Below are 26,215 nucleotides of genomic sequence, written 5' to 3' on the forward strand. Positions count from 1 at the left end.
CATAGAAGAAAGTTCATTTACCGGAGCCCGTATGCCGCTTCCCGTTCAGACACAGGCCAAGTACTGGTCGATTGTCATAGCCCTTTTTGCCTTAGCCCTGTGGTTTTTGGGCGATGTGATCATGCCCTTCATTCTGGGCGGCGCGATTGCCTATTTCCTGGACCCGGTTGCCGACCGGCTGGAAAAGGCAGGCATGTCGCGCGTGCTGGCGACGGTCGTGATCTCGCTTCTTGCGATCTTGGTCGTGATCCTGGGCTTCCTTCTGGTCATCCCGACCCTCGTGTCACAGGCCATCGCGCTGGCGAACTCGGCCCCTGATTTGCTGCGCGAGCTGCAAGCTTTCCTGACCGAGCGCTTTCCCTCGCTGATGGACGAGACCTCGACGATCCGACAATCGCTGGAAAGTCTGGGGCAAAAAATTCAGGAACGCGGCGGCGAGCTGGTGGGCACGCTATTGTCCTCGGCGATGAGCGTCATCAACGTCGTAATCCTTCTGGTCGTCACGCCCGTCGTTGCCTTCTACATGCTGCTGGACTGGGACCGCATGGTCGAGAAAATCGACGCCCTTTTGCCCCTAGATCACCGCCCCGCCATTCGCCAGATCGCCAGTGACATCGACCGCACCCTTGCCAGCTTCATTCGTGGACAGGGGTCTGTCTGTATCGTGCTGGGCACCTACTATGCCGTCGCCCTGATGCTGGTCGGTTTGAACTTCGGTCTTGTGGTTGGCTTCATCGCGGGCCTGATCACCTTCATCCCCTATGTCGGCGCTTTGGTCGGCGGCGCCTTGGCCATCGGTCTGGGCCTGTTCCAGTTCTGGGGCGAATGGTGGAGCCTTGGAGCCGTTGCCGCGATTTTCATGCTGGGACAGTTCCTTGAAGGCAACATCCTGACCCCGAAACTGGTGGGTGGCTCGGTCGGGTTGCACCCGGTCTGGCTGATGTTTGCCCTGTCGGTTTTCGGATCGCTCTTTGGGTTTGTCGGCATGCTGGTCGCTGTCCCCGTGGCGGCCGTTATCGGCGTCGTGACCCGCTTTTTCCTTGCCAAATACCAAACCGGGCGGCTTTACCAAGGCGTTACAGGCCGCCAAGCCGCGCTGGACGAGGACGCGACTGACTGATGCCCGAACAACTGACCTTTGACCTGCCCGCGCGCCCCGCGCAGGGGCTGGATGATTTTCTTGTCACGCCATCAAACGCCAATGCGATGGCGACCATCGAAAGCTGGCAGAACTGGCCCAATCGCAAGCTGGTTTTGGCGGGCGAGGCTGGCACTGGGAAGACCCATCTAACCCACGTGTGGGCCGGGCTTTCTGGGGCACGGATCCTGAGCGCAAGTGCCCTGCCCCATACCCGGATCGAGGATCTGGCAGGTCATTCTGTCGCGCTTGAGGACGCCGATCAGATTGCGGGTGACGCGGACGCCGAAAACGCGCTGTTCCATCTGCACAATCTGGTTCTGGCCGAAGGTGGCGCGCTGCTGGTTACTGCGCGCACCGCCCCGTCCCGCTGGGGCTTGACCCTGCCTGACCTGCGCAGCCGAATGGAGGGCACGACGCTGGCCCGCCTTGATCCGCCGGATGACATGCTGCTGTCAGCCGTTCTGGTCAAACTATTCCATGACCGCCAGATCACCGTGCCGGCCAACCTGATCGACTATCTGCTGCCGCGGATGGAGCGGTCTCTGGCTGAAGCCGCGCGCCTGGTCTCGGTTCTGGATCAGGCGGCACTGTCAGAAGGGCGCGCATTGACGCGCGCGTTGGCATCACGCGTGCTGGACAAAGACCCGGAAAACGAGGCATAACGTCACCTTCCCGTCACACTTTCACGCGATAGAGTGCCGTTATGAATACGTCCAAAACGCCCCAGCTTCCGCTTGTCGATTTCCTGTCGGCTGATTTCCCGCCCGCAACCGCCTTGCCCGCCGAGGAGTTCGCCGACTCAAAGCGGTTCTTCAACCGCGAACTCAGCTGGCTGGGGTTCAACTGGCGTGTGCTGGAAGAGGCCGAAAACACCCGCGTCCCCCTGCTGGAACGGCTGCGGTTCCTGTCGATTTCGGCAACCAATTTGGATGAGTTTTATACCGTGCGCGTCGCCGGTCTGCGCGAGTTGGTCCGCGAAGGTGTAACGACCCCCGCCGCCGACGGCCTTTCCCCGACAGAACAATTGGAACTGATCAATGACGACGCCCGTGCGCTGATGGCGCGTCAGCAATCGGTGTTTGAAATTCTGTCAGGCGAAATGCGCGACGAGGGCATCATCATCGCCCGCCGCGAAGATCTGACCGATGCGGACCGCGCCCATTTGGATCACGTCTTCCTGACGCAGGTGTTCCCGGTTCTGTCCCCGCTGGCCATTGACCCGGCCCACCCGTTTCCGTTCATCCCGAACACGGGCTTCTCGCTGGCGCTACAGCTGGAGCGCACCAAGGACAAACAGAAGCTGAAAGCGCTGCTGCCGATCCCGCACCAGATCGACCGCTTCGTCCCCCTGCCCGCCGAAGAGGGCCAGTACCGCTTCCTGCCGTTGGAAGATCTGCTGCTGGAACATCTGGGCCAGCTCTTCCCCGGCTATGTCGAAAAAGGCCACTGCGCTTTCCGCATCCTGCGCGATAGCGATCTGGAAGTCGAAGACGAAGCTGAAGATCTGGTACGCGAGTTCGAAACCGCCCTGAAGCGCCGCCGCCGGGGCGAAGTTGTCCGCCTGAAAATCACTGCCGGCGCCCCCTCGGCCCTTCTGTCCATGATCAAACGCGAGCTGCGCATTTCAAGCAAAGAGATTGTCGAAGCGATCGGTATGATCGGCATGGCCGATCTGGGCGAGCTGGTTCTGAAACAGCGCCCCGATCTGCTGTGGCCCAGCTTCGCGCCGCGCGTTCCAGAACGGGTGCAGGACCACGAGGGCGATATGTTCGCCGCGATCCGGCAAAAGGACATGCTGCTGCACCACCCGTACGAAACCTTCGACATGGTGGTCCGCTTCCTGCATCAGGCCGCGCGTGACCCCAACGTGGTGGCGATCAAGCAGACGCTTTATCGCACGTCCCATGACAGCCCGATCGTGAAAGCGCTGTGCGAAGCTGCAGAAGACGGCAAATCCGTCACCGCCCTGGTCGAGCTGAAAGCCCGATTTGATGAAGCCGCCAACATCCGCCAGTCCCGCCGCCTTGAACGCGCGGGCGCGCATGTAACCTATGGCTTCATCAACTACAAAACCCACGCCAAGATCTCGACCGTGGTGCGTCGTGAAGGGGACGAGCTGGTCACCTATACCCACTATGGCACCGGCAACTATCACCCTATTACGGCACGGATTTATACCGACCTCAGCCTGTTCACCTGTGACACAGCACTGGGGCGCGACGCCACGCGGGTCTTCAACTATCTGTCCGGTTACGCCGAGCCGCAAAGCCTCGAAAACCTCTCTATTTCGCCATTGGATCTGAAGTCGACGCTGATCAAACGGATCAACGAAGAAGCCGAATATGCCAAGGCGGGCAAACCTGCACAGATTTGGGCCAAGATGAACTCGCTGGTCGAACCAGACGTGATCGATGCGCTATATGAGGCGTCGCAGGCGGGCGTGAAGATCAGCCTTGTGGTCCGTGGCATCTGCGGGCTGCGTCCGGGCATCAAAGGCCTGTCCGAGAACATCCGCGTGAAATCCATCGTTGGCCGTTTCCTGGAACACTCGCGCATTGTGTGCTTCGGCAACGGGCACGGGCTGCCGTCGAAAAAGGCGCGCGTTTATATGTCGTCTGCCGACTGGATGGGCCGAAATCTGAACCGCCGCGTGGAAACGCTGGTCGAGATCAAGAACGCTACCGTAAAGGCCCAGATCGTTAGCCAGATCATGGCCGCGAACCTTGCCGATGTGGCGCAAAGCTGGGTGATGGGGCCGGACGGCAAATTCACCCGCGCTGACCTTGATGCAATCGAACACCCGTTCAACTGCCACCGCTTCTTCATGGAAAACCCGTCCCTATCGGGCCGCGGCTCTGCCGGGGCGTCGGATGTGCCGGAACTAACGCACTCACAAGATTGAGTAATGTCGGATGCACCGCTAGAGTACACTCACTGACACGGGGGGATTCTATGGACGGACGTGGCGATACCGGGGACGATTGGGGCCCGTTTGGACGACCACTGTTTGACGACCCCTCGGCCCGCAGGCTGAGCCGCGTTGGCGTGGTGGATGTGGGGTCGAACTCGGTCCGTTTGGTGGTGTTTGACGGCGCGGCCCGCTCGCCGGCCTATTTCTTCAACGAAAAGATCCTCTGTGGTTTGGGCCGCGGCATTTCTGAGACCGGCCATCTGCACCCGGAAGGTCGTGAACGTGCCCTGTCCGCAATCAAACGCTTCCAACGCTTGGCGGACGGCATGAACCTTGGACCACTCTCGGCTGTGGCCACCGCCGCCGTGCGCGATGCAGAGGACGGCCCGGACTTCCGCGCGCAGGTGTTGCGCGAAACCGGGCTAGAGCTTTACGTCATCGACGGCGAAGAAGAGGCCCGCCTGTCTGCGCAAGGCGTGTTGCTTGGCTGGCCGGACGCCCAAGGCCTGATGTGCGACATCGGCGGCTCGTCTTTGGAACTGGCCCATATCCGGGACGGAGAGGTCGGCAAGCGTGTGACCTCGCCCCTTGGACCGCTGAAGCTGGCGGGTGTGCCCGGCGGCAAAAAGGGCTTAAAGGCCGAGATCGCGCGCGTCGTGGACGAACTCGCCGACGAAATGGGCACCGATCACAAGCGCCTGTTCCTTGTGGGTGGATCGTGGCGTGCTATCGCTCGTCTGGACATGGAGCGCCGCGGTTACCCGCTGACCGTTCTGCACGAATACCGGATGACCCCGAAGTCGCTGTCCAAGACGTTGAAATGGATAGACGAGGTCGATCTGGACGAGGTGCGCCAGCGCACTGGCACGTCCTCGGCTCGTATGGCGTTGGTGCCGATCGCTGCACAGGTTCTGAAACGCCTGATGCATGTGTTCCGCCCGAAAGAGATCGCCGTTAGCTCCTACGGGATCCGCGAGGGGCTGCTCTATGAACAGATGCCAGACCGGCTGCGCAAACGCGATCCGTTGATCGAGGCCTGCTATCACGCGGAAAAGAAGGACGCGCGCAATCCGGGTTTCGGCAAGGCGCTGTTTCGCTTTCTGACGCCGCTTTACAAGTCGCTAAAACCCGAAGATCTGCGCATCATCCGCGCCGCCTGCCTGCTGCATGACGTCAGCTGGCGCGCGCACCCAGATTACCGGCACGAGGTTTGTTTCGACAACGCCACCCGCGCCAACCTGGGCGGATTGACCCATGAACAGCGTGTGTTCCTGGGGCTGGCCCTTCTGCATCGCTACAAGAACAATCGCGACGGATCGCACTTTGCGCCGCTTTTCGAGATCCTGCCCGAAAAGATGCTGGCCCGCGCCGAGGTACTGGGTAAGGCGATGCGCTTCGGGGCCATGTTCTCGGTCGAGGATCCGACCCGTTTGGCCGAACTGCGCTGGTTCCCGAAAAAACGCGAGCTGGTGCTGATCCTGCGCAAAGAGGCCGATGGGTTGTTTGGGGAAGTGGCCGAAGCACGCTTCCAGACTCTCGCTGACGCGCTAGACGCCACGCCCATTGTTAAAAAGAAGCGCGGTTAAATATCAGTTTCACCCGGCGCGGGCGGATCAAGCGGGATGCGGCGGCGGATGATAATGTCGCCATTGGGCAGCACTTCCGGCGGGTGATAGACCTGCATGTCGCCAAATCTCTCCACCAGATCGGCCCAACCTTCGGCCCACTCGTCCGCCATCGGTTCCAATTCGTTGGCAAGCCCTTCCAATAGCAGCTGAAAACCCCGGTTCAACAGCTCGGCCCCTTCGGTAAGCTCGGGATTATCCGGCGGCGTGTCGTCCTCCGCAAAGGCAGGCGTGGTCGCCAGAAGCACGGCAAGGGCGGTGGATGTCGCAATCTGTTTCATAAGACACATGTAGGCGATCCTATCCAGAATTGAAGATCACAGCCTCAGATCAATCGACACCGGGAAATGGTCCGAGGCCGTCAACAGCGCCTCGCGCAGGGCCTTATTCTGATAGCAAAGCGAGTCATCAAACGGGTGCCAAATGCGCCAGTTGGGTTTGGTCGCCAACAGGTCCGGGGACACCATGATATAGTCCAGAAGCGCCTGCAGATACCGCTTTTCCTTCGCGATATAGAACCGCGATGTCGTCGGGCGTGCGCCCGTGCGTTGCAGCAAAGCCATGCGGGCATGGGGGTCATACATGCAGGGGGCACCGTTTTCCCCCAGCACGACCTCGACCCCCGAACGGCCGAACAGCTTTTCATATTCATCCAGCCCCGGACCGTCGTTGAAATCGCCCAAGACGATCAGTGGCTCGCCAACGCCAAGATGTTCATCCACGCGCTTTCGGATCCAGATACACTGCGCCATCTGCTTGCGGCGGTTTTCGATCGCAACACGCATGACCTCGGCCGCGCCACGCGCCCCATGGGGGGCTTTCGACTTGGCATGCACACCGATCAGGCGCAGCTCTTTGCCGCTTTCGCGGTGAGTCATGGCGACCTCAAGCGGGGGTTTCGAGAACACGACGACCTCGGGCGTGGCATCGGTGTCCAGATCCAGTTCAAAACTGCTGTCGAACCGAGGCGCTGCATAAGCGTCTTCCACGTTCTCGGCCCCCAGCGGGTCGTGGCGCGCGCTGATCACACGCGGATCATACAGCAGCGCGATTTCCTGTTGCGTGTCATTGGCAAAGCCGATCATCGCCTTGCGCGCGCGAAGACCGAATGCTTCCGCAAATGTTTCAAGCGCGGGAACGGTATCACGTCTGCGGCTTTGATCCGGTGCTTCGATGATCATCACGGCGTCCGCATCTAACGCTTGAAACACCTTCCCCACTGCGTTCCACTGGGCTGCGCGGGTGACGTCCTGGCGACCAGACCAACCATTATCGACAAGCGGAATGCCCTCGTCATCAAAGAGGTTATCGAACCACTCAACGTTATAAGTCGCGATCCGCATTACCCTTGCCCCGCGTTGATCTCATCCCAGGCCCGATTGACCGCGATCAGACGTTTTTCAGCAAGCTTGACCGCTTCTTCGGGAACGCCACGGGCGATCATTCGGTCGGGATGGCTTTCGCGCACCTCGTTGCGCCAGACCTTGCGGATTTCAGCCAGCGGAGTGTCGCGTGTCACGCCAAGCACCTGGTAGGGGTCGGGATGTTCGTCCGGCACCATGCGCGAGCGCAGTGCCGAAAAGCGTTCTTCGGGCATGCCGAAAATCCGCGCGACCTCTTCCAGATACGCATTTTCGCCGGGGTGATATTCACCATCGGCCAGCGCGATGTGGAAAAGCCCCTCCATTAAGTCGCAGAGCGCCGGATCGTCGGGGCCAAACATCGCCGCAACCCGCTGGGCGTACAGTTCAAAGCCGGCGACATCCGTGCGGGCCAGATTGAACAGGCGCGCTGCGTTCTTTTCCTCGGATTGCGGGATGGTAAAGACCTCGCGAAAGGCCGAGACCTCGTCCCGCGTGACCAGCCCATCCGCTTTGGCCATCTTCGCGCCCAGCGCAATCACAGCAATCGCAAAACCCGCCGAGCGTTCCGGCGGCGTGCGCAGATGCGAGAACACGTCTGACAGGCTTTCGCCCTTGGCAAGCGCGGACAGCGCGTCGGAGATACGGGACCAGATAGACATAAGGCAGTGTTAGCGGCTTTCGCGACTGGGTCACAGGACTTTCTGCATCAGCACAAGATCATGCCACTGATCGAACTTGCGCCCGGCCTCTGGGACGACCCCAACGGTCTTATAGCCCATCGCCGCGTGGAACGGTTCGCCCATCGGATTCGAACCCGACACCCCGGCAATTAGCGAATGAAACCCTTGCGCACGCGCCTCGGCTTCGATCCGCTCCATCAAGAACCGCCCGGCCCCGCGCCCGCGCGCCCTTGGGGCCAGCATGATCGAGTGTTCAGCGGTGTGGGCATAGCCGATCCCGGCGCGGAACTGGTCGAAGCTGGCATAGCCGATCACCTCGCCATCGTCCTCGGCGACCAACATACATTTGGCGGTTTCAATAGCGTTCTCAACATCCAGCAGCGTTTTCGGGACCGAGTTGAAGGTGATCAAGGTCTCGCGAATGGCAAGATTCCAAAGCTCTTGGATCGCGTGTGCGTCGACCAGAGTAGCAGCGCGGATGATCATAGCTGGACAAGCCCGGCCGGCGTGTCGATCCACGCAGCCAATCCCGGCTGCCCGGAATGGACTGAGATGCGCGTATCCTCGACTAAAGAATGCAAGGCCACACGCAGCGCCTCGGCCTCGGGGTGCGTGATTTCCAGCGCGGCCAGTCGTAGCCCTTGATCGGACAACCGCGGCGCAGGCATATCACCCTGCCAGGACAACAGCCCCGGCGCGCAGCCCGCAAAGGGCAACCGCCCATCAGAAGGTACAGCCATATCCCAGCGCAGATCCCCACGGGACAGCTTCAACTCATCGCCCGATCCCTCGGGTGCCCGTAGAAGTGCTTGATGAAGATCCGGCACCCGCAATGCCCAGTTGGTCAGCCGTGCAGGGCCGGTGAAATAGTCCAGATCGAACCAGCGCGCATGATCGGGCGCATCGGCGTCAGGATTGACGGCAATCACTTCCAGATAGGTGGCTGGGCCAAGGGACAGAAGGGCATTGTGGGTGCCCATGAGCGGATGGTCTCTTCCCTCCGACATGGACACCCCAAGCAGGTCCTCGATATACGCAACGCCTTCTGCAAGGGTTGCGGAGGACACCACAAGATGATCGACTTCTCCCAGAGCCATTTCATTCCCTTCAATGGTCTGGGTTGAAGCTGGCGGGAAACGCCGCCAGCCGCAAGTGTTTTTGGTGTTACCCGCGTGCTTCGCGCACCAGCTTCAGGATGTCCTGAGCCGCCTCGGGAATGTTGGTACCCGGGCCGAAGATGGCTTTCACGCCATTTTCATACAGGAAGTCATAGTCCTGCTGCGGGATCACGCCGCCACAGATCACGATGATATCTTCGGCGCCCTGCTCTTTCAAAGCCTGCACCAGTTGCGGGGCCAGCGTCTTGTGACCCGCTGCCTGCGAGGAAATCCCCACGATATGCACGTCGTTGTCGATGGCGTCCTGAGCAGCTTCATCCGGGGTCTGGAACAGCGGGCCTACGTCCACGTCAAAACCAATGTCCGCAAAGGCAGTGGCGATGACTTTGGCACCACGGTCGTGACCATCCTGGCCCATCTTCACCACCAGCATACGCGGGCGGCGGCCTTCGGCGTCTGCGAAGTCTTCGACCGATTTCTGAATGGCCGCAAAGCCTTCGTCGCCTTCGTAAGCCGCGCCATAGACGCCAGCCAGCGTTTTTACTTCGGCACGGTGACGACCGAATTCTTCTTCCATAGCCATCGAGATCTCTCCTACGGATGCGCGGGCGCGGGCGGCTTCCACTGCAGCTTCCAGAAGGTTGCCACCTTCTTTCGCGCGGCGGGTCAGCTCGGCCAAGGCGGCCTCGCATGCGGCTGCGTCGCGGGTTGTGCGGATGTTTTCAAGGCGGGCGATCTGGCTGTCACGCACGGCCATGTTGTCCACGTCCAGAATGTCGATCTGGTCTTCTTCCGCCAGCTTGTACTTGTTCACGCCAACGATGACTTCGTCACCTTTGTCGATCATGGCCTGACGCTTGGCTGCCGATTCCTCGATCCGCAGTTTCGGCATGCCCGAGGCCACGGCCTTGGTCATCCCACCCATGCTTTCGACCTCTTCCATCAGCTCCCAAGCTTTGTTGATCAGCTCGTCGGTCAGGCTTTCCACATAGTAAGAGCCCGCCAGCGGATCGACCACGTTGGTCACGCCAGTTTCTTCCTGCAGGATGATCTGGGTGTTGCGCGCGATGCGGGCCGAGAAATCGGTGGGCAGCGCAATCGCTTCGTCCAGCGCATTGGTGTGCAGCGACTGGGTGCCACCAAGGGCTGCCGACATGGCTTCGTATGCGGTACGGATCACGTTGTTATAGGGATCCTGTTCCTGCAGCGACACGCCCGAGGTCTGGCAGTGGGTGCGCAGCATTTTCGAACGTTCCGACTTCGCACCGAACTCACTCATCACACGGTGCCACAGAGTACGCGCGGCGCGAAGTTTGGCGGCTTCCATGAAGAAGTTCATGCCGATGGCGAAGAAGAAGGACAGACGGCCGGCGAACTTGTCCACGTCCATGCCTGCTTCGATGGCGGCACGCACATACTCGCGACCGTCGGCCAGCGTATAGGCCAGTTCCTGCACCAGGTTCGCGCCCGCTTCCTGCATGTGATAGCCGGAAATCGAGATCGAGTTGAACTTCGGCATCTCGTTCGAGGTGTACTCGATGATGTCCGAGATGATCTTCATCGATGGTTCAGGCGGGTAGATATAGGTGTTGCGCACCATGAACTCTTTCAGAATGTCGTTCTGAATGGTGCCGGCCAGCAGCGACTTGTCATGGCCCTGCTCTTCCCCGGCGACGATGAAATTCGCAAGGATCGGGATCACCGCGCCGTTCATGGTCATCGAGACCGAAACCTTGTCCAGCGGAATACCGTCGAACAGGATCTTCATGTCTTCGACACTGTCGATTGCAACACCAGCTTTACCCACATCGCCCACAACGCGCGGGTGATCCGAGTCGTAGCCACGGTGCGTTGCAAGGTCGAAAGCGACCGAGACACCCTGCTGACCCGCGGCCAGGTTACGGCGGTAGAAAGCGTTGGATTCTTCAGCGGTCGAGAAGCCCGCATACTGACGAATGGTCCACGGACGGCCCGCATACATGGTCGCCTTCACGCCACGGGTGAAGGGGCCGAAGCCGGGCAGCGTGCCCATGTGATCAAGGTTCGCCGTGTCTTCTGCCGTATAGAGCGGCTTGACGTCGATGCCTTCCAGCGTGTTCCAGGTCAGGTCGTCCAGAGCGCGGCCGCGCAGCTCCTTCTCGGCCAGTTCCTTCCAATTCTTTGTGTCGCTCATCTTGTCGTCCTTTTCGTCTTGATGCGCCTCTCAGCGCAGGCTGGTTCCGGGCCGCGGATCACAGGGGATCTCCTGCGGCAAAAAAGAGTTTTCGTTCAACGGGATCGAGGATCATGACCCCCTGTACCCCAGTGTCATAGGCGATGGTCGCACCGGGCCGGGTCAGCGCGCGGTGGAAATCTTTGCTGTCCGCTTCAGACAGGCATTTCCCGACCAATGCTGCAGCGGCCAGTGCCTGACGGCCAAACATTCCGTCCTCGGTGGCCAGCATCTCATTCGTCAGATCATGCGGGGTGTGCCCGTCTGCACGCAGCGCGGCTTTGCCTGCATTGCGGAATAGCTCTTGCGCTTCGACGCTCGAGGTAGTCAGCGGCATCTCGGGTTTCACGTCGTTCAGCGCAGCGCGGAACACGGCAGCTGTGCAGGTCATCTTGCTGTCGAACGACAGCGTATCGCCCAGCGTGAAATACTGCCCAAGGGAGGTGCGCAAATCGGCCTCGCCATGCAGATTACAGCCGGTCAAAAGCGCCATGGTGGCGGCAGCAGCGGGGATATGGCGCAAAAAGCTCATCCAGCACCCCCGTCGATCACCCGCAGAACTGCGTTGCCCTGCACCTGTGGTGCAAACTCGGTCAACTGGCGCCGGATGCCGACGGCTGCGGCGGGTTTGGTTGCGTAGAAGCTCACATCATAGCCGCCAAGGAAAGCCGGGCCGCCGGTGAAAGTTAGAACCCCGACCTTAACCCAATCGTCGCCAATGCCTTCATCAATCCAGCGGTCATAGATGATGGCCAGCTCGACCCCGGCCGCGTACACCAGATCGGCGGCCCAACCGGGATAGGGATCATCCAGTCGGATCTTCAGCGCCTCGTAGGACGCCAAGCCCCACAGGTCGAGCACCTGATTGGGGTTCGCCCAAACCACATATCCCAGATCATTCACAGCGACAGGTTTCTGATACACCTCTTTCACGAAGCGGCTCATGTTGCCGTGTTGCGAATAGATAGCGTTCGGGCCGTTGGTGCCGTTGAACAACAACCACTGGCCATAGGCCGCGCCCAGAAAGCCAAATCCTGCCAGCAGCAGCAGGCGCATCGTGTGGAGCGTCTCGTCCCGCAGAACGACCATCATCACGAGGCCCAGAACGAAACTCATCGCGTAAAGTTCGTAGCGTTCGAACCAGCCGAACTGGCCCAACAGTAAATGGCCAAATCCGGTGAAGCAGGCCGCGAACAACAGGGCGCGCAGGCGACGATCAAGCCCCGCACGCGCCAAAAGCGACAGCGCGCAGAGCACCGTGATCAGCAGCACAACCGCCTTCACAGAAAACAGCTGCACCAGCAGTTTAATCGGCAGATCCGCGAGCGAGAACCGGTCGTGGCCGCTGCCAGACAGCTTCGCCATGACCGAGTTCGGCAAGGGCTCCAGCCCCAGCGAGGTCAGGAAGTACATAAAGCCCGCGACAAGTGCGGCCGCGGCTGCAAACAAGACACCGGCCATTGCCGCGCGGCCCATCAGAAGCAACACAAGGGCGCCACCGCCTGTTACTGCCAAACCCTCGAACCGGATCATCGGGCCCAGCACCATGCCGGCAACAAGCAGCCAGCTGATACGGCCCTCATCCATCTGGATTTGCAACCCGCGCAGCACAGCAAGGCTCGCCAGAATATGTAAGGAATGCTCCATCCCGACCATGGCGGCGCCTGCAAAGTTGAACGCCAAGGGGCCAAGGGCCGCAAAGGTCAACATCCAGCCGCGTGACGCGCCGCTTTGCGATACGATCCGCGCCCACAGCACCGCGCCCAGCAGAAGCGATATGGTGTTCCAGAACAGCGGCAACCACGCCTGCACAGCGGTGCCTGCAAAGGCGGTCAGCAGAAAAGGATAAATCGGCGAAGACGCGGCCGAGGTGAACTCGCCCGGGTTCACGCCATAGCCACCAGCAGCGATCTGTTCGGCAACCGCAAGGTGGATGTAAACGTCATCGAGCGGGTATTCGAAAACACCCGCCCGGATCAGGGCCACACCCTGATAAAGCGCGAAGGCCACCACGCTGATCAGCACTGACAACAATGTCAGCTGCCCCGACAAGCGGGACAACGTGGTGGCCTTGGTCATGTTATTCGAACTCCATGATCACTTCGTCAACGGCAAGGCTGTCGCCAGCGCCAGCGTTGATCTTGGACACGGTGCCCTTCTTCTCGGCGCGCAGGATGTTCTCCATCTTCATGGCTTCGATCGTGCAGAGCGCCTGACCTTCCTGAACTTCCTGACCGACTTCCACGTCGACCTTCACCACCAGACCCGGCATCGGGCAGAGCAGCATTTTCGAGGTATCCGGCGGCAGTTTCTCCGGCATCAAGCGGGCCAGTTCGGCCTGACGCGGGGTGCGGACATGCACCTTCAGGTCAGCACCGCGGCTACGCATGCGGAAGCCCGAGGTGATCTTGTCCACCTTCAGAACCAGCGGCGAACCATCAACGTCGAGCGTGGCAAGGCTGTCGCCCGGGGTCCAGTCCGAGGACACGCGCATTTTTGTGCCGTCTTCGAACTTGATGGTCGAACCTTTCTTGTCGGCTTTGATCTTCACAGCAAACTCTTCGCCCTGAAGGGTCACGACCCAGTTCTTGCCCACTTTACGCTCGTGGTTGTCCATACGGCCCGAGATTCGGGTGCGACGGATTTCCGCGACGCGGTACATGGCAGCCGCCGAGGCCGCGATGCGACGCAGCGCGTCGGTGCTCAGTTCAACACCTTCGAACCCGTCGGGATACTGCTCTTCGATGAAGGCGGTGGTCATCTCGCCTTTCATGAAGATCGGGTGATCCATCACAGCCGACACGAAGGGCAAGTTGTGACCGATGCCTTCCAGTTCAAACCCGTCCAGCGCGTTGCGCATGGCTTCGATGGCTTCGTTCCGGGTCGGAGCCCAGGTACACAGCTTGGCGATCATCGGGTCATAGTACATCGAGATCTCGCCGCCTTCATAGACGCCGGTATCGTTACGCACCGCAAAGTTGGTGCCTTCGATAGCTTCATCAGCCCATTTGCCGTTGGCCTGCATCGGGCCAGCCGCAATTTCTGCGGGCGGACGATAGCGGGTCAGGCGACCGATCGACGGCAGGAAGTTACGATAGGGGTCTTCTGCGTAGACGCGGTTTTCAATGGACCAGCCATTGATGCCCACATCGTCCTGCGTGATCGACAGCGGCTCGCCATTGGCGACGCGGATCATCTGTTCCACAAGGTCGACACCGGTGATCAGCTCGGTCACGGGGTGTTCCACCTGCAGGCGGGTGTTCATTTCCAGGAAGTAGAAGTTCTTGTCGCCATCAACGATGAATTCCACCGTACCGGCCGAGGTATAGCCCACGGCTTTGGCCAGTGCGACCGACTGTTCACCCATGGCTTTACGGGTGGCTTCGTCCAGGAAGGGCGACGGGGCTTCTTCCACAACTTTCTGGTTACGACGCTGGATCGAGCATTCACGTTCGTTCAGATAAATGCCGTTGCCATGCGCATCGCACAGAACCTGAATTTCGATATGACGCGGTTGGGTCACGAACTTCTCGATAAAGATACGGTCGTCACCAAAGCTGTTGGCGGCTTCGTTCTTGGACGACTGGAACCCTTCGCGGGCTTCTTCGTCGTTCCACGCGATCCGCATCCCTTTACCACCGCCACCGGCCGAGGCTTTGATCATTACCGGGTAGCCGATCTCGTTCGAGATCTTCACGGCTTCGTCCGCGTCTTCGATCAGGCCCATGTAACCGGGAACGGTCGACACTTCAGCGTCCTGAGCGATCTTTTTCGAGGTGATCTTGTCGCCCATCGCTTCAATCGCGCCTTTGGGCGGGCCAACGAAGGCAACGCCAGCGGCTTCAAGCGCCTCGGCGAATTTCGAGTTTTCCGACAGGAAGCCGTAACCGGGGTGTACGGCCTCGGCGCCGGTGTCCTTGATGGCCTGCATCACCTTGTCGATGACAATGTACGATTGGTTCGCCGGGGGCGGGCCGATGTGAACGGCTTCGTCGGCCATTTTCACATGAAGCGCATTCCGGTCGGCATCCGAATAGATTGCCACCGTCTTGATGCCCATTTTGCGGGCTGTCTTGATCACGCGGCAAGCGATCTCGCCTCGGTTCGCAATCAGGATCTTGTTGAACATGTCCTGTCCTTTCGATTCATGTGAGGGCGCGACACGGCAGAGTGTCCCGCTGATTGACATAGAAAAGCCCGCCGAACCCAAGGGTCTCGGCAGGCCGATTGTGCGTGGTGGATCCGCTGTCAGCGGAGCCGGAGAATTTCAGATCAGTTGCAGATACCGACGCCCACGTCATCGCAGAGCGCACCTGCGCCCGCACCGATGACCGCACCGGTAAGAAGGTTGCCGCTGGTGGCTTTTGCAACCACGGCGCCTGTCGCTGCGCCGACACCGGCGCGTTGAAGGTCGTTCCACTGGCATCCCGCCAGCACGACAAGGGCAAGCGCCCCTGCGAAAAGCTTTTTGTACTGCATGTGTGACTGCCTCTTTCAGAGTTTGTTTTGACAGTCATTGTGCCGCGTTTGCGAAGGATGCCCAAGGCGTATTTTCGTGAACCACGACGTGCGGCGTCACGCGAACGGCTATCTATGGGCGAAAAAAGGCCCGGTTCAGACGCAAATGCGCTGAACCGGGTAGAAGAAGGGGAAGGGTAATGGTTTCGACAAACCATTGCAGAGAACGGGGATTTGTTCTCTGCGTGTGTTACATGTTGGCACGAACCATGGCGCACGCAAGCCCCTGCCAGACCGGTCATGTCCAGTTGGGCTGTTTTTTGCCAATTAGTGTTCAATGCGGGCGAATTCATGCCTATTGTTCCTCGAACGCATCCGGGAACGAGGCCCGCGCACGGGCTTCATCGATCACAAGAAGGGCTTCATAGTCTTCGGGATCAAAGGGATCCTGCGCGGGCAGCACCTCGCGCCCAAACAGCCACGACAGGCGTCCGGCATCCAGATTTCCACGTTCAAACGGCTGGTCGCCGAAATACTCCCAAAGGGCCTTCATAAAACCGGTATCTGCACGCCGATCCGCCGGTTTGCGGTCTGCATACCGCTCGCGCGCAGCAAGCTTCGTCGCACCCGTCTTACTGGCACGGCGAATGACAAACTGATAGTCGGTCCCCGTTAGACGCCCGGGGAAGCCTTTGTGCTTCAACATATAAGGCAGTGCCATCAGAACCCGTCCCAAACACACACCCCGTCTTCGGGGCGGAAAGCTTCGAAAAACTGGGTCGCGTCCATGTCAGAGACGCCAAACTCGACCCAACGATCTGCCAGAACGATCACGATCTGCTCTGGCTCTGTTTCCGTGAGCCGGGACAAGTGCGGCAGCACATAGTCCTGACAAATCACGGCCATATCCTCTTCCGCCTGCGAGAAATCTATTCGTCCCGTGTTGCGGGAAATCTCGGGCGCGAGAAACCGAACATGGATCGCCGATCCCTCTTGATTGCCGTCCTGCTGATTGACCTCAAGCAGGGTGACGGTTTGGCCTGACGGAACCTTTAGCGGTGCACCGTCAAACCAGTCTTCTTGCGCCGCTGCAACGGACGCGGGCACGGTCAGGGATAGGGCCAGGGTGGCAGCGGCAGCTGCCACCCCGGTCAGGCCACGCGGGCCCGTATATCCCGCCGTGCGACCCATGATCACAGCGGAATATTGTCGTGCTTCTTCCAGGGGTTCTGCAGCTTCTTACCACGCAGCGAGGCAAACGCGCGGCTGATCCGACGACGCGACGAACGCGGCTGGATAACCTCGTCGATGAAGCCACGCTCGGCAGCCACGAACGGGTTGGCGAAGCGGTCTTCATAATCCTGCGTACGCTGCGCGATCTTCTCGGCATCGTCCAGTTCCGAACGGTACAGGATCTCGGTCGCGCCTTTTGCGCCCATAACCGCGATTTCAGCCGTCGGCCAAGCGTAGTTGAAGTCGCCGCGCAGGTGCTTGGACGCCATAACGTCATAGGCACCACCGTAAGCTTTACGGGTGATCAGCGTAACTTTCGGCACGGTGGCCTCACCGTAAGCGAACAGCAGTTTCGCACCGTGCTTGATCACGCCGCCATATTCCTGGCTGGTGCCCGGCAGGAAGCCCGGCACGTCAACCAGCGTCAGGATCGGAATTTCAAACGCGTCACAGAAGCGGACAAAGCGGGCTGCCTTGCGCGAGCTATCGATGTCCAGACAGCCAGCCAGAACCATCGGCTGGTTGGCCACAACACCCACGGTCTGCCCTTCCAGTCGAATGTAACCGGTGATGATGTTCTTGGCGTAGTCTTCCTGGATTTCGAAGAAATCACCCTCGTCTGCAAGCTTGGTGATCAGCTCTTTCATGTCATAGGGCGAGTTCGGGTTGTCCGGGATAAGCGTGTCCAGGCTGTCATCCACGCGAGCGGGATCGTCGAAGAACGGACGAACCGGCGCCTTGTCGCGGTTGTTCAGCGGCAGGAAGTCGACCAGACGACGGACTTCCGACAGGGCTTCCACGTCGTTCTCGAACGCGCCATCGGCGACCGAAGACTTTTTGGTGTGAGTCGAGGCGCCGCCAAGCTCCTCGGCTGTGACCACTTCGTTGGTCACGGTTTTCACAACGTCGGGACCGGTGACGAACATGTACGAGCTGTCTTTCACCATGAAGATGAAGTCGGTCATGGCGGGCGAATACACAGCACCACCAGCACACGGGCCCATGATTACCGAGATCTGCGGCACCACGCCCGAGGCCATGATGTTGCGCTGGAACACTTCAGCGTAACCGGCAAGCGAGGCAACGCCTTCTTGAATACGCGCACCACCCGAATCGTTGATGCCGATCACCGGCGCGCCGTTCTGCATTGCCATATCCATGATCTTGCAGATCTTCTCAGCGTGGGTTTCCGACAGCGAGCCACCGAAAACGGTGAAGTCCTGCGAGAACACATAGACCATACGGCCGTTAATCGTGCCCCAACCGGTGATAACACCGTCGCCCGCGGGCTTGTCAGCTTCCATGCCGAACTCGGTGCAGCGGTGGGTTTTGAACATGTCGAACTCTTCAAACGAGTCCTCATCCAGCAAGAGCTCGACGCGCTCGCGTGCGGTCAGCTTGCCCTTCTTGTGCTGGCTATCAATCCGACGCTGACCGCCCCCAAGGCGGGCTTTCTCGCGGCGGCTCTCAAGTTCTTGGAGAATATCTTTCATGTGGCGGCACTCCTTGATTTCGCCGCAAACTAGCGTGACCGCGCCGTTGCGGAAAGCAAAAAGGGGCGAATTTGCAAACAAAATGCAAGTACGCTTATGCAAATTGCAAATGTGCAAAACTCGATTGGATCCCGAACTCTCGTCCGCTCCCAACGAAACAACTGGACAGTCCCGGATACTGGGCATAGCTCTGGTCCATGCAACCCAAAGATGTCAACCCAGCTAAAGCCACCCGCTTTCTGGACCCCTCTACACCGCCCAGCTTGTTTACGCTGACCTTTGTGGCCGCGATGGCGGCGGTGTCGATGCACATCTTCCTGCCCTCGCTACCCGGCATGGCACGCCATTTTCAAGCGAATTACCACCTGATCCAACTGTCCGTCGCGCTGTATCTGTTCATGAACGGCGCGTTGCAACTTGTGGTCGGCCCGCTCTCCGACCGATACGGGCGGCGGCCCATCATCATGTCCGGCTTTGCGATCTATATCCTCGCCACGCTTGGCTGCCTTGCCGCACCGGATGTCTACACCTTTCTGGCCTTTCGCATGATGCAGGCCACGGTTGCGGTGGGCATGGTGCTATCACGCGCCGCCATTCGTGACATGGTTCCCGGCGATCAGGCCGCCTCGATGATTGGCTATGTCACGATGGGCATGTCCGTGGTTCCGATGCTGGCCCCAAGCCTGGGCGGCCTGCTAGACCAGCATTACGGATGGAAAGCCAGCTTCTGGATGCAAAGCCTGACCGGCCTGCTTGCCCTGACACTTCTGTGGCGCGATATGGGCGAAACCGCCCCACGGCAATTCGACGGCTTTGCCGCCCAGTTTCGCGCCTACCCTGCCTTGCTGACCTCGCCCCGATACTGGGGCTATTGCCTGACTGCGACCCTGACCTCGGGCGCGTTCTTTGCCTATTTGGGCGGCGCACCCTATGTGGGTAGCGAAATCTATGGAATGACGCCGTCGCGTCTTGGCTATTTCTTTGGCGCACCTGCCGCAGGGTATTTCGTCGGGAACTTTCTGTCCGGGCGATATGCCGTCCGGGTCGGCATGATCCGCATGATCTTTGGCGGCGCGCTGATCACAGCGTTCGGCATGATCGCCGCAATGCTGATCTTCGCGGTTGGCGGCGGGTCAGAATACATCTTCTTCGGCGCGATGATTTTGGTTGGTGTGGGCAACGGCCTTACCCTGCCATCCGCCAATGCAGGGATCATGAGCGTCCGCCCCGAGTTGGCTGGCAGTGCGATTGGACTGAGCGGTACTTTGATGATGGTCGGCGGTGCAGGCGTGTCGGCCTTTGCCGGGTTTGCCTTGGGCGATGGCATGTCGCCCATGCCGCTTTTGTGGGTGATGCTTGGCTCGGCCGTGCTGGCCGTGGTCACGATGCTGGGCGTGATCCGCCGCGAGCGACGACTTGGCGTATCCTAAGAACCGCGGAATATCTTTGACCGGCACGGTTTGCAAATGATACTCGGATAAGTGACGAAATTTGCAAAGCGAGTTTGGTGAGCAACGCGATGGCAACGCAGAAACTCTATGCCGGTGTAAAACTTAGGGAAATCCGGTCCCGCCTGAACCTGACCCAGAAAGCTTTTGCCGAAAAGCTGGGTGTCAGCCTGCCCTATCTTAACCAGATGGAAAACAACAACCGCCCTGTGTCGACGGGCGTGGTGTTGGCGCTTGCACAAGAATTTGGCTTTGACGTGGCCGAACTGTCCACCGGCGACGCGGAACGGCTGGTGACAGACATGCGCGAGGCCTTCGCGGACCCAGTGTTCTCGGACATCCCTCCGCTGGCAGATTTGCGATTGGCGGCGTCCAACGCCCCGGCCCTCGCCCATGCGCTTTTGGAACTGCATCGCGCCTACCGGCTGGGGCACGAGCGTCTGGCCTCGATGGATCAAGACATTGGCGCCGATGACACCCCAAACCAAGCAAGCCCGTGGGACGAGGTGCGCGACTTCTTCCATTACTGCGACAACTATATTGATGCGGTGGACCGCGCGGCCGAGCATTTTGCACAGACCGGTAAAGCCCGTGGTTTGGATCAGGCCGCCATGGCTGAAACGGTGCTCAGCGACCGCGGCATCACCTTGATCCGCGAGGATGTGGACAAGGTGCGCAGCTATGACGTCGAGCGGAGGGAACTGACCCTGTCGACTCGCCCGCCACGCGCGACGCAGGAGTTCCAGCTCCTGATGCAGGTGGCACTTCTGACGCAAGACGCGCTGCTAGAGGCCACGCTTGATTTCGCGCGTTTCCAGACAGACGAGGCCCGCGCCATCGCCAAGCTGGGGCTTGCCAACTACTTCGCGGGCGCGGCCCTTCTGCCCTATGAGCAGTTTCTCGCCGCCGCGCACGAGACCCGCCACGACCTTGAACGGCTGGCCGATCGCTTCGGCGCGTCGATCGAACAAATCGCCCACCGTCTCTCCACTTTGCAACGCCCCGGATCGAAGGGCATTCCCTTCTTTTTCGTGCGTGTGGATCAGGCGGGCACCATCACCAAGCGCCACTCGGCCACGCGCCTACAGTTTGCCCGTTTCGGCGGCGCCTGTCCTCTGTGGAATGTGCACCAAGCCTTTGAAACGCCAGGACGTTTTCTGCGGCAGCTGGCGCAGACCCCGGATGGCGTGCGCTACTTCTGTCTGGCGCGAAACGTTACCAAATCCGGCGGCAGCTTTGACGCGCCCGTGCGCCGTTACGCCATCGGGCTGGGCTGCGAGGTAAAACACGCCGGCGCCTTGGTCTACGCAGATGATTTGGACGTCTCGAACGACGCCGCGTTTGAGCCCATCGGTATCTCGTGCCGGATCTGTGAACGTCAGCTGTGTCACCAACGCTCGGTTCCTCCCCTTGAACGCAAGTTGCAAGTCGACCCATATTCGCGCGGAACACTTCCGTACGAGATTACACGATGAACAAGTTTCTCCTTCCGGTCTTGCTGGCCCTGACCGTTCTGGTCACCTCAGCCCCGCAACCTGCTCGCGCCGAGAGCCTTGCCACCACGGCCGAGCGCAAGGCTTTCTATCAGTTCAGCCCAAAACGCGTTGATCCGGCCCGCACAGACGAGCGCCTGTCAGAAGTCATCTATAAGGGGCTGGTACTGTGGGTCGGGAAACCCAAAAAGGGCAAGCCGACAGTGATGTACCTGCCTGGCTCTGGCAAGAACCTGCATGCGCGCGGACACAAGTTTCGCTGGTTCCTGAACCGAGGTTATGGCGTGGTCGCTATGGCCTATCCCGGAATGGGAGGCAGCAAAGGGCAACCCAGCCGTCAAAAAATCCAAAGCCTTGCGGATCAACTGTATCGAGACATTCCAAAGATGACGGGAAGCAAGAAAATCATCCTGATGGGGGAAAGCCTTGGCACCGGTGTCGCGGTGGCAATTGCTGCTGGAAAACCCGGACACGCCAACCCGCCTTCCGCGATTATCCTGCAGGCACCCTATACCTCTTTGGTGGATCTGACTGCGGCCAAGAACCCCGCCCTGCTTCCTTTTGTTGCTGGTCGGACCGACCTGTGGCCGACCAAGAGATACATCCAGAATGTGAAAGCTCCGACCTTTATCATGCATGGGGAACGGGACAGAACTGTGCCGTTTCGCATGGGGAAGAGGCTGTATCAGCTTTCGCCCGCCAAAAACAAAGTGCTGGCAGCCCGGGAAAAAGCTGGACACACATCAATTTGGCAGCAAAACGTGCTAACCCCACTACGCGAATGGCTGCAAGCCATTCATGGGAAATGAAAAAGGCCGGGCAATGCCCGGCCTTCTGTCCCTCGTGACGCTGGCGCTTACGCGGCCGACAGCATCCGATAAATCTCGTCTTTCAAAGCTGCGCGTTTTTTGCGCATGTCTTCTTCGTTGAACTGGTCAGTCGGCTCAACATTGGTTTCCGCACGGTGAATCGCACGGTTCACCTCGTGATACTCGTCCGCCAGCTTCGAGAAATGCGCATCCGACTGCTTCAGCTCGCTCATCTTCTCAGCGTATTCCGGGAATTCCTCGCCGAGTTCATGCGGGGTATGTGACATTCGCGTGTCTCCTTCGTCTAAAGTCAGAGGGAGTTTGCGTCCGGCAAACGCCCCCCGCTTTGACAGGGATCAAATCACACGTTCATCGTTGCGAATTTTGCCAATCCGGATGGATCCACGGCTCGTCATTTGCAGACGGCAGACGGCGGCCCAGAATGTGGTCAGATGCCTTTTCGCCCACCATGATCGACGGCCCGTTCAGGTTGCCATTCGTGATGCGCGGGAAGGTCGAACTGTCGGCGACACGCAGCCCGTCCACGCCGATCACCCGCATCTCGGGATCGACCACGGCCATCGGGTCATCCGCGCGCCCGATTTTACAGGTCCCGCAGGGGTGATAGGCGCTTTCGGCGTGTTCACGAATGAAGCTGTCAATCTCGTCATCCGTTTGCAGCGCATTGCCCGGTTGGATTTCGAACTTCACGAAAGGCTCGAACGCGGGCTGCGAGAAGATCTCGCGTGTCAGGCGGATACAGGTGCGGAAGTCTTCCCAGTCCTGCTCGGTCGACATGTAATTAAAGAAGATGCGCGGCGCATCTTTCGGGTCGGCCGATTTCAGCGTGATTTCCCCGCGCGAGGGCGACCGCATCGGGCCGGTATGGGCTTGGAACCCGTGGCCTTCCGCCGCCGCCTGCCCGTCATAGCGCACGGCAATCGGCAGGAAGTGATACTGGATATCGGGGTATTCCACGCCCGCCTTCGAGCGGATGAAGGCGGCACTTTCGAACTGGTTCGACGCACCAAGGCCCGTCTTGGTGAACAACCACTGCGCGCCCAGAATACCCTTCCAGATAAGGTTCCAGTACCGATACAGCGTGATCGGCTGTTTCGAGGCATATTGCATATAGACTTCAAGGTGGTCCTGCAGGTTCTGCCCCACCCCGGGACGGTCGGCCACGACCTCGATCCCGTGTTCTTTCAGATGCGCCGCGGGTCCAATCCCCGACAACATCAGAAGCTTCGGCGAGTTGATCGAGCTGGCCGCAATGATCACCTCGGCCTCGGCGCGGATCGCTTCGATCTTGCCGCCGCGCTCGACTTCAACGCCAACCGCACGACCATCTTCGATGACCACCTTGCGGGCGAAGGCGCGGATGAGTTCGCAATTCTCGCGCTGCAGAGCAGGCTTCAGATAGGCATTCGCCGCCGACCAGCGACGGCCCTGCCAGACGGTCTGCTCCATCGGGCCGAAGCCTTCCTGTTTCTGGCCGTTATAGTCGTCGGTGACTTCGTATCCGGCCTGTTTCCCAGCCTCGACAAAGGCGTGGAACAGGGGGTTCTTCCGCGGGCCGCGGGTCACATGCAGCGGACCATCCTTGCCGCGCCAATCTGGGTCACCGCCATGGCCGCTGTCATGCCAGCTTTCCTGCCGTTTGAAGTACGGCAGCACGTCGGCATAGGACCAACCATCCGCGCCTTGTTCGGCCCAATGATCAAAGTCCTTCGCGTGGCCGCGCACATAAACCATCCCGTTGATCGAGCTGGACCCACCAACAACCTTGCCGCGCGGGGTCACCAGCGTGCGGTTGTCCAGATGCGGCTCGGGCTCGGTCTGGAAGCCCCAATCATAGGTCTTCATGTTCATCGGATAGCTCAGCGCCGCCGGCATCTGAATGAACGGCCCGGCATCGGTGCCGCCGTGTTCAATCACCAGAACCCGCTTGCCTGCTTCCGCCAGCCGATACGCCATTGCGCATCCTGCGCTGCCAGCGCCAACGATGATATATTCTGCTTGCATTTTTTTTCCGTCAGATCAGGGGTTACTCGCCACGGGGGAAGCGAGCGTTTTCTTCAACATTGTCGAGGTTCATGTGGTTGCGCATGTAGCGTTCCGAGGCTTTGCGCAGCGGCTGGTAATCCCACGGGAAATACGCGCCGTTGCGCAGCGCTTCATAGACCACCCAGCGGCGGGCCTGGCTTTCGCGGACCTCGTTGTCATAGGCGCCCAGATCCCAGCGCGCTTCCGACTTCGCCCGCAGCGAATTCAGCGTGCCTTCATGCGCCGGATCGTCGGCCAGATTGACCAGCTCGTGCGGGTCAGCCTCCAGATCAAACAGCTGATCAGGGTCCAGCGCGCAGCGGTTATACTTCCACTTGCCATAGCGCAGCGACACGAGCGGCGCATAGGACGCCTCTGCCGCGTATTCCATCGCGACGGGGCTGGTGCGCTCGGCACCATTCGCCAGAGCCACAAGGCTTTCCCCATCGACCCAAGGCTTCACCTCATCCAGCGAAATCCCTGCCAATTCAGCGAGCGTCGGCGTCACATCCATGGTCGAGACAGGCGCCTCGATCAGGCCCGGCTCCATCCCCGGGGCCGAGATCATCAGCGGCACACGGGCCGAACCTTCGTAGAAGTTCATTTTGAACCACAAACCACGCTCGCCCAGCATGTCGCCGTGATCGGACACGAACATGATGATCGCTTCTTGCCGGGTGCTTTCAAGGATATCCAGCATCTCGCCAACCTTGTCGTCCAGATACGAGATATTGGCGAAATAGGCGCGGCGCGAGCGGCGGATGTCTTCTTCTGTAATGTCGAAGTTACGCCAGTCATTGGCGTCGAAAATCCGTTTTGCGTGCGGGTCATGATCTTCATAGTCCCACGCCGGAACCTCGGGCAGCAGGTGTTCGCAATCCTCGTAAAGATCCCAGTATTTGCGACGCGCCACATAGGGGTCATGCGGGTGGGTGAAGCTGACGGTCAGGCACCACGGGCGTTCGTCATGGCCGCGCGCCAGATCATAGAGCTTGGCGCAGGCGTTGTAGGCAACCTCGTCATCATACTCCATCTGGTTCGAAATCTCGGCAACCCCTGCCCCGGTCACGGACCCCATGTTGTGATACCACCAGTCGATCCGTTCACCGGGTTTGCGATAGTCCGGCGTCCATCCAAAATCGGCGGGGTAGATATCGGTGGTCAGACGTTCCTCGAACCCGTGCATCTGGTCGGGGCCGACAAAGTGCATCTTGCCCGAGAGCGCGGTTTGATAGCCCGCGCGGCGCAGGTGGTGGGCGTAGGTCGGAATGTCCGAGGCGAACTCGGCCGCATTGTCATAAACCTTGGTGCGGCGCGGCAGCAGACCCGACATAAAGCTGGCGCGACCCGGCGCACAGAGCGGGCTGGCGGTATAGGTATTTTGAAACCGCACCGAACGCGCGGCCAGTTTTTTCAGATTCGGCGCATGCAACCACTCGGCCGGGCCATCCGGGAACAGCGTGCCGTTCAGCTGATCCACCATAATGATCAGGATGTTCGGTTTCGTCATGCGTGTTTCTCCAAAATGACATCCAGACAGGCCAGAACGCGGTCACAGGCGCGTTTGCCGCTTGGGGTTTCTTCGCGAAGAGCGTGGCGGATATAGAGCCCGTCGATCATCGCGGCGAGCGTATCCGCCACCTCGTGCGCGTCCTCGCCCACCAAGGGGCGCAGATCGTAGACGAGGTTGGAATGCAGCCGGTGCTGATAGACGCGCAGAAGCCGCCGCGCACCGTCATTGCTTTGAGACATCACGTAAAAATTAAGCCAGGCGCTGATGACTTCGGGACGGAAGTTGCCAGCTTCAAAGTTCGCGCGAATGATCGCCTCAACCCGGTCACGTGGGGTCTTGGCGCCCAACACGGCAGCACGCACCTGCGCGCCATAGACCGATAGGATGTGACGCATCGCGGCCAGAAAGATCTGATCCTTCCCGCCGAAATAGTGATGCGCCAAGGCGCTGGATACGCCCGCGCGCTTGGCGATCTGCGTTACGGTCACATCAAGGCTTCCAGCGCGGCCGATCTCGTCGATCGTGGCCTGCACCAGTGCGCCTTTCCGAATGGGTTCCATCCCCAGCTTTGGCATATGCCTCTCCGATTTGCGTACATCAGGGTTGCTTTTTTTAATTGACTCGTCAATCAATAAAAAGCACCGTCTGCACCAATGAAGCCGGTTCCACCC

At 59.8% G+C, this 26,215-nt stretch carries 24 protein-coding genes; 7 read left to right on the plus strand and 17 right to left on the minus strand.

Annotated features, from left to right (window positions below):
* Positions 1–31: 31 nt before the first annotated feature.
* Genes EOL43_RS07675 through EOL43_RS07690 form a run of 4 tightly spaced genes read left to right on the plus strand, consistent with a single transcriptional unit; the run spans position 32 to position 5,638 of the window.
* Positions 32–1,120, plus strand: a complete 1,089-nt coding sequence (locus tag EOL43_RS07675) for an AI-2E family transporter (protein ID WP_133487199.1) — start codon at positions 32–34, stop codon at positions 1,118–1,120.
* A complete protein-coding gene (locus tag EOL43_RS07680; protein WP_133487201.1) occupies positions 1,120–1,803 on the plus strand; it encodes an HdaA/DnaA family protein in 684 nt (227 codons plus the stop codon). The genes EOL43_RS07675 and EOL43_RS07680 overlap by 1 nt, the downstream gene beginning before the upstream one ends.
* A gap of 41 nt (positions 1,804–1,844) precedes the next feature.
* Positions 1,845–4,043: an RNA degradosome polyphosphate kinase gene (locus EOL43_RS07685; protein WP_133487203.1), complete on the plus strand. Its 2,199-nt coding sequence runs from the start codon at positions 1,845–1,847 to the stop codon at positions 4,041–4,043.
* A gap of 50 nt (positions 4,044–4,093) precedes the next feature.
* Positions 4,094–5,638 (plus strand): Ppx/GppA family phosphatase, encoded by a 1,545-nt coding sequence (locus tag EOL43_RS07690; RefSeq protein WP_133487205.1) that lies wholly within the window; start codon positions 4,094–4,096, stop codon positions 5,636–5,638.
* Here the strand turns inward: EOL43_RS07690 and EOL43_RS07695 are convergent.
* The 13 genes from EOL43_RS07695 to EOL43_RS07755 all read right to left on the minus strand — a co-directional run bounded on the left by EOL43_RS07695 (position 5,635) and on the right by EOL43_RS07755 (position 18,235).
* On the minus strand, positions 5,635–5,958 hold the full coding sequence (locus EOL43_RS07695; protein WP_133487207.1) for an AAA+ family ATPase: 324 nt from the start codon (positions 5,956–5,958) through the stop codon (positions 5,635–5,637). The two genes, EOL43_RS07690 and EOL43_RS07695, sit on opposite strands and share 4 nt — an antisense overlap.
* Before the next feature lie 36 nt (positions 5,959–5,994).
* On the minus strand, positions 5,995–7,020 hold the full coding sequence (locus EOL43_RS07700) for an endonuclease/exonuclease/phosphatase family protein (RefSeq protein ID WP_133487209.1): 1,026 nt from the start codon (positions 7,018–7,020) through the stop codon (positions 5,995–5,997).
* Positions 7,020–7,700 carry a molecular chaperone DjiA gene (locus EOL43_RS07705; RefSeq protein WP_133487211.1) on the minus strand — a complete coding sequence of 227 codons (681 nt, stop codon included), beginning with the start codon at positions 7,698–7,700 and terminating at the stop codon, positions 7,020–7,022. The genes EOL43_RS07700 and EOL43_RS07705 overlap by 1 nt, the downstream gene beginning before the upstream one ends.
* A 30-nt stretch (positions 7,701–7,730) precedes the next feature.
* A complete protein-coding gene (locus EOL43_RS07710; RefSeq protein WP_133487213.1) occupies positions 7,731–8,207 on the minus strand; it encodes a GNAT family N-acetyltransferase in 477 nt (158 codons plus the stop codon).
* Entirely contained in the window at positions 8,204–8,818 is a 615-nt protein-coding gene (locus tag EOL43_RS07715) for a VOC family protein (RefSeq protein WP_133487215.1), read from the minus strand. Before EOL43_RS07715 ends, EOL43_RS07710 begins: the two co-directional genes overlap by 4 nt.
* A 67-nt stretch (positions 8,819–8,885) precedes the next feature.
* Entirely contained in the window at positions 8,886–11,012 is a 2,127-nt protein-coding gene (gene scpA / locus EOL43_RS07720; RefSeq protein ID WP_133487217.1) for a methylmalonyl-CoA mutase, read from the minus strand.
* A gap of 58 nt (positions 11,013–11,070) precedes the next feature.
* Complete coding sequence (locus EOL43_RS07725; RefSeq protein ID WP_133487219.1) at positions 11,071–11,583, minus strand: hypothetical protein; 513 nt, start codon at positions 11,581–11,583, stop codon at positions 11,071–11,073.
* Positions 11,580–13,130 carry a hypothetical protein gene (locus EOL43_RS07730; RefSeq protein WP_133487221.1) on the minus strand — a complete coding sequence of 517 codons (1,551 nt, stop codon included), beginning with the start codon at positions 13,128–13,130 and terminating at the stop codon, positions 11,580–11,582. Before EOL43_RS07730 ends, EOL43_RS07725 begins: the two co-directional genes overlap by 4 nt.
* 1 nt (position 13,131) lies before the next feature.
* Positions 13,132–15,180, minus strand: coding sequence for an acetyl-CoA carboxylase biotin carboxylase subunit (locus tag EOL43_RS07735; RefSeq protein ID WP_133487223.1), 2,049 nt, complete (start codon positions 15,178–15,180; stop codon positions 13,132–13,134).
* 143 nt (positions 15,181–15,323) lie between these two features.
* The gene (locus tag EOL43_RS07740) at positions 15,324–15,530 is read right to left on the minus strand and encodes a lipoprotein (protein ID WP_133487225.1); all 207 of its coding nucleotides are present in this window, start codon (positions 15,528–15,530) and stop codon (positions 15,324–15,326) included.
* A 334-nt stretch (positions 15,531–15,864) separates the two neighbouring features.
* On the minus strand, positions 15,865–16,215 hold the full coding sequence (locus tag EOL43_RS07745) for a hypothetical protein (protein WP_133487446.1): 351 nt from the start codon (positions 16,213–16,215) through the stop codon (positions 15,865–15,867).
* A gap of 14 nt (positions 16,216–16,229) precedes the next feature.
* Positions 16,230–16,700, minus strand: coding sequence for a DUF6497 family protein (locus EOL43_RS07750; RefSeq protein ID WP_133487227.1), 471 nt, complete (start codon positions 16,698–16,700; stop codon positions 16,230–16,232).
* Between the two features lie 2 nt (positions 16,701–16,702).
* A complete protein-coding gene (locus EOL43_RS07755; RefSeq protein ID WP_133487229.1) occupies positions 16,703–18,235 on the minus strand; it encodes an acyl-CoA carboxylase subunit beta in 1,533 nt (510 codons plus the stop codon).
* Between the two features lie 197 nt (positions 18,236–18,432).
* Between EOL43_RS07755 and EOL43_RS07760 the strand changes: the two genes are divergently transcribed.
* The 3 genes from EOL43_RS07760 to EOL43_RS07770 all read left to right on the plus strand — a co-directional run bounded on the left by EOL43_RS07760 (position 18,433) and on the right by EOL43_RS07770 (position 21,985).
* On the plus strand, positions 18,433–19,665 hold the full coding sequence (locus tag EOL43_RS07760; protein ID WP_133487231.1) for a multidrug effflux MFS transporter: 1,233 nt from the start codon (positions 18,433–18,435) through the stop codon (positions 19,663–19,665).
* An 89-nt stretch (positions 19,666–19,754) separates the two neighbouring features.
* Positions 19,755–21,158 carry a helix-turn-helix domain-containing protein gene (locus EOL43_RS07765; protein WP_133487233.1) on the plus strand — a complete coding sequence of 468 codons (1,404 nt, stop codon included), beginning with the start codon at positions 19,755–19,757 and terminating at the stop codon, positions 21,156–21,158.
* Positions 21,155–21,985, plus strand: coding sequence for an alpha/beta hydrolase (locus EOL43_RS07770; RefSeq protein WP_133487235.1), 831 nt, complete (start codon positions 21,155–21,157; stop codon positions 21,983–21,985). The genes EOL43_RS07765 and EOL43_RS07770 overlap by 4 nt, the downstream gene beginning before the upstream one ends.
* 47 nt (positions 21,986–22,032) lie before the next feature.
* Here EOL43_RS07770 and EOL43_RS07775 read toward each other — a convergent pair whose 3' ends face one another.
* The 4 genes from EOL43_RS07775 to betI all read right to left on the minus strand — a co-directional run bounded on the left by EOL43_RS07775 (position 22,033) and on the right by betI (position 26,119).
* The gene (locus EOL43_RS07775; RefSeq protein WP_133487237.1) at positions 22,033–22,272 is read right to left on the minus strand and encodes an HP1242/YdcH family protein; all 240 of its coding nucleotides are present in this window, start codon (positions 22,270–22,272) and stop codon (positions 22,033–22,035) included.
* Positions 22,273–22,354: 82 nt separating this feature from the next.
* Positions 22,355–24,010 (minus strand): choline dehydrogenase, encoded by a 1,656-nt coding sequence (betA, locus tag EOL43_RS07780; RefSeq protein WP_133487239.1) that lies wholly within the window; start codon positions 24,008–24,010, stop codon positions 22,355–22,357.
* Between the two features lie 22 nt (positions 24,011–24,032).
* Positions 24,033–25,541 (minus strand): choline-sulfatase, encoded by a 1,509-nt coding sequence (gene betC / locus EOL43_RS07785; RefSeq protein WP_133487241.1) that lies wholly within the window; start codon positions 25,539–25,541, stop codon positions 24,033–24,035.
* Complete coding sequence (gene betI / locus EOL43_RS07790) at positions 25,538–26,119, minus strand: choline-binding transcriptional repressor BetI (protein WP_133487243.1); 582 nt, start codon at positions 26,117–26,119, stop codon at positions 25,538–25,540. Before betI ends, betC begins: the two co-directional genes overlap by 4 nt.
* Positions 26,120–26,215: the final 96 nt, after the last annotated feature.

Source organism: Aliiroseovarius marinus, assembly GCF_004360145.1.
Taxonomy (GTDB): Bacteria; Pseudomonadota; Alphaproteobacteria; order Rhodobacterales; family Rhodobacteraceae; genus Aliiroseovarius; species Aliiroseovarius marinus.

Bases quoted from the DNA above. Each gene is read 5' to 3' on its own strand.
- EOL43_RS07675 (WP_133487199.1), top strand. From the start codon at position 32: ATGCCGCTTCCCGTTCAGACACAGGCCAAGTACTGGTCGATTGTCATA.
- EOL43_RS07680 (WP_133487201.1), top strand. From the start codon at position 1,120: ATGCCCGAACAACTGACCTTTGACCTGCCCGCGCGCCCCGCGCAGGGG.
- EOL43_RS07685 (WP_133487203.1), top strand. From the start codon at position 1,845: ATGAATACGTCCAAAACGCCCCAGCTTCCGCTTGTCGATTTCCTGTCG.
- EOL43_RS07690 (WP_133487205.1), top strand. From the start codon at position 4,094: ATGGACGGACGTGGCGATACCGGGGACGATTGGGGCCCGTTTGGACGA.
- EOL43_RS07695 (WP_133487207.1), bottom strand. From the start codon at position 5,958: ATGAAACAGATTGCGACATCCACCGCCCTTGCCGTGCTTCTGGCGACC.
- EOL43_RS07700 (WP_133487209.1), bottom strand. From the start codon at position 7,020: ATGCGGATCGCGACTTATAACGTTGAGTGGTTCGATAACCTCTTTGAT.
- EOL43_RS07705 (WP_133487211.1), bottom strand. From the start codon at position 7,700: ATGTCTATCTGGTCCCGTATCTCCGACGCGCTGTCCGCGCTTGCCAAG.
- EOL43_RS07710 (WP_133487213.1), bottom strand. From the start codon at position 8,207: ATGATCATCCGCGCTGCTACTCTGGTCGACGCACACGCGATCCAAGAG.
- EOL43_RS07715 (WP_133487215.1), bottom strand. From the start codon at position 8,818: ATGGCTCTGGGAGAAGTCGATCATCTTGTGGTGTCCTCCGCAACCCTT.
- scpA (WP_133487217.1), bottom strand. From the start codon at position 11,012: ATGAGCGACACAAAGAATTGGAAGGAACTGGCCGAGAAGGAGCTGCGC.
- EOL43_RS07725 (WP_133487219.1), bottom strand. From the start codon at position 11,583: ATGAGCTTTTTGCGCCATATCCCCGCTGCTGCCGCCACCATGGCGCTT.
- EOL43_RS07730 (WP_133487221.1), bottom strand. From the start codon at position 13,130: ATGACCAAGGCCACCACGTTGTCCCGCTTGTCGGGGCAGCTGACATTG.
- EOL43_RS07735 (WP_133487223.1), bottom strand. From the start codon at position 15,180: ATGTTCAACAAGATCCTGATTGCGAACCGAGGCGAGATCGCTTGCCGC.
- EOL43_RS07740 (WP_133487225.1), bottom strand. From the start codon at position 15,530: ATGCAGTACAAAAAGCTTTTCGCAGGGGCGCTTGCCCTTGTCGTGCTG.
- EOL43_RS07745 (WP_133487446.1), bottom strand. From the start codon at position 16,215: ATGTTGAAGCACAAAGGCTTCCCCGGGCGTCTAACGGGGACCGACTAT.
- EOL43_RS07750 (WP_133487227.1), bottom strand. From the start codon at position 16,700: ATGGGTCGCACGGCGGGATATACGGGCCCGCGTGGCCTGACCGGGGTG.
- EOL43_RS07755 (WP_133487229.1), bottom strand. From the start codon at position 18,235: ATGAAAGATATTCTCCAAGAACTTGAGAGCCGCCGCGAGAAAGCCCGC.
- EOL43_RS07760 (WP_133487231.1), top strand. From the start codon at position 18,433: ATGCAACCCAAAGATGTCAACCCAGCTAAAGCCACCCGCTTTCTGGAC.
- EOL43_RS07765 (WP_133487233.1), top strand. From the start codon at position 19,755: ATGGCAACGCAGAAACTCTATGCCGGTGTAAAACTTAGGGAAATCCGG.
- EOL43_RS07770 (WP_133487235.1), top strand. From the start codon at position 21,155: ATGAACAAGTTTCTCCTTCCGGTCTTGCTGGCCCTGACCGTTCTGGTC.
- EOL43_RS07775 (WP_133487237.1), bottom strand. From the start codon at position 22,272: ATGTCACATACCCCGCATGAACTCGGCGAGGAATTCCCGGAATACGCT.
- betA (WP_133487239.1), bottom strand. From the start codon at position 24,010: ATGCAAGCAGAATATATCATCGTTGGCGCTGGCAGCGCAGGATGCGCA.
- betC (WP_133487241.1), bottom strand. From the start codon at position 25,541: ATGACGAAACCGAACATCCTGATCATTATGGTGGATCAGCTGAACGGC.
- betI (WP_133487243.1), bottom strand. From the start codon at position 26,119: ATGCCAAAGCTGGGGATGGAACCCATTCGGAAAGGCGCACTGGTGCAG.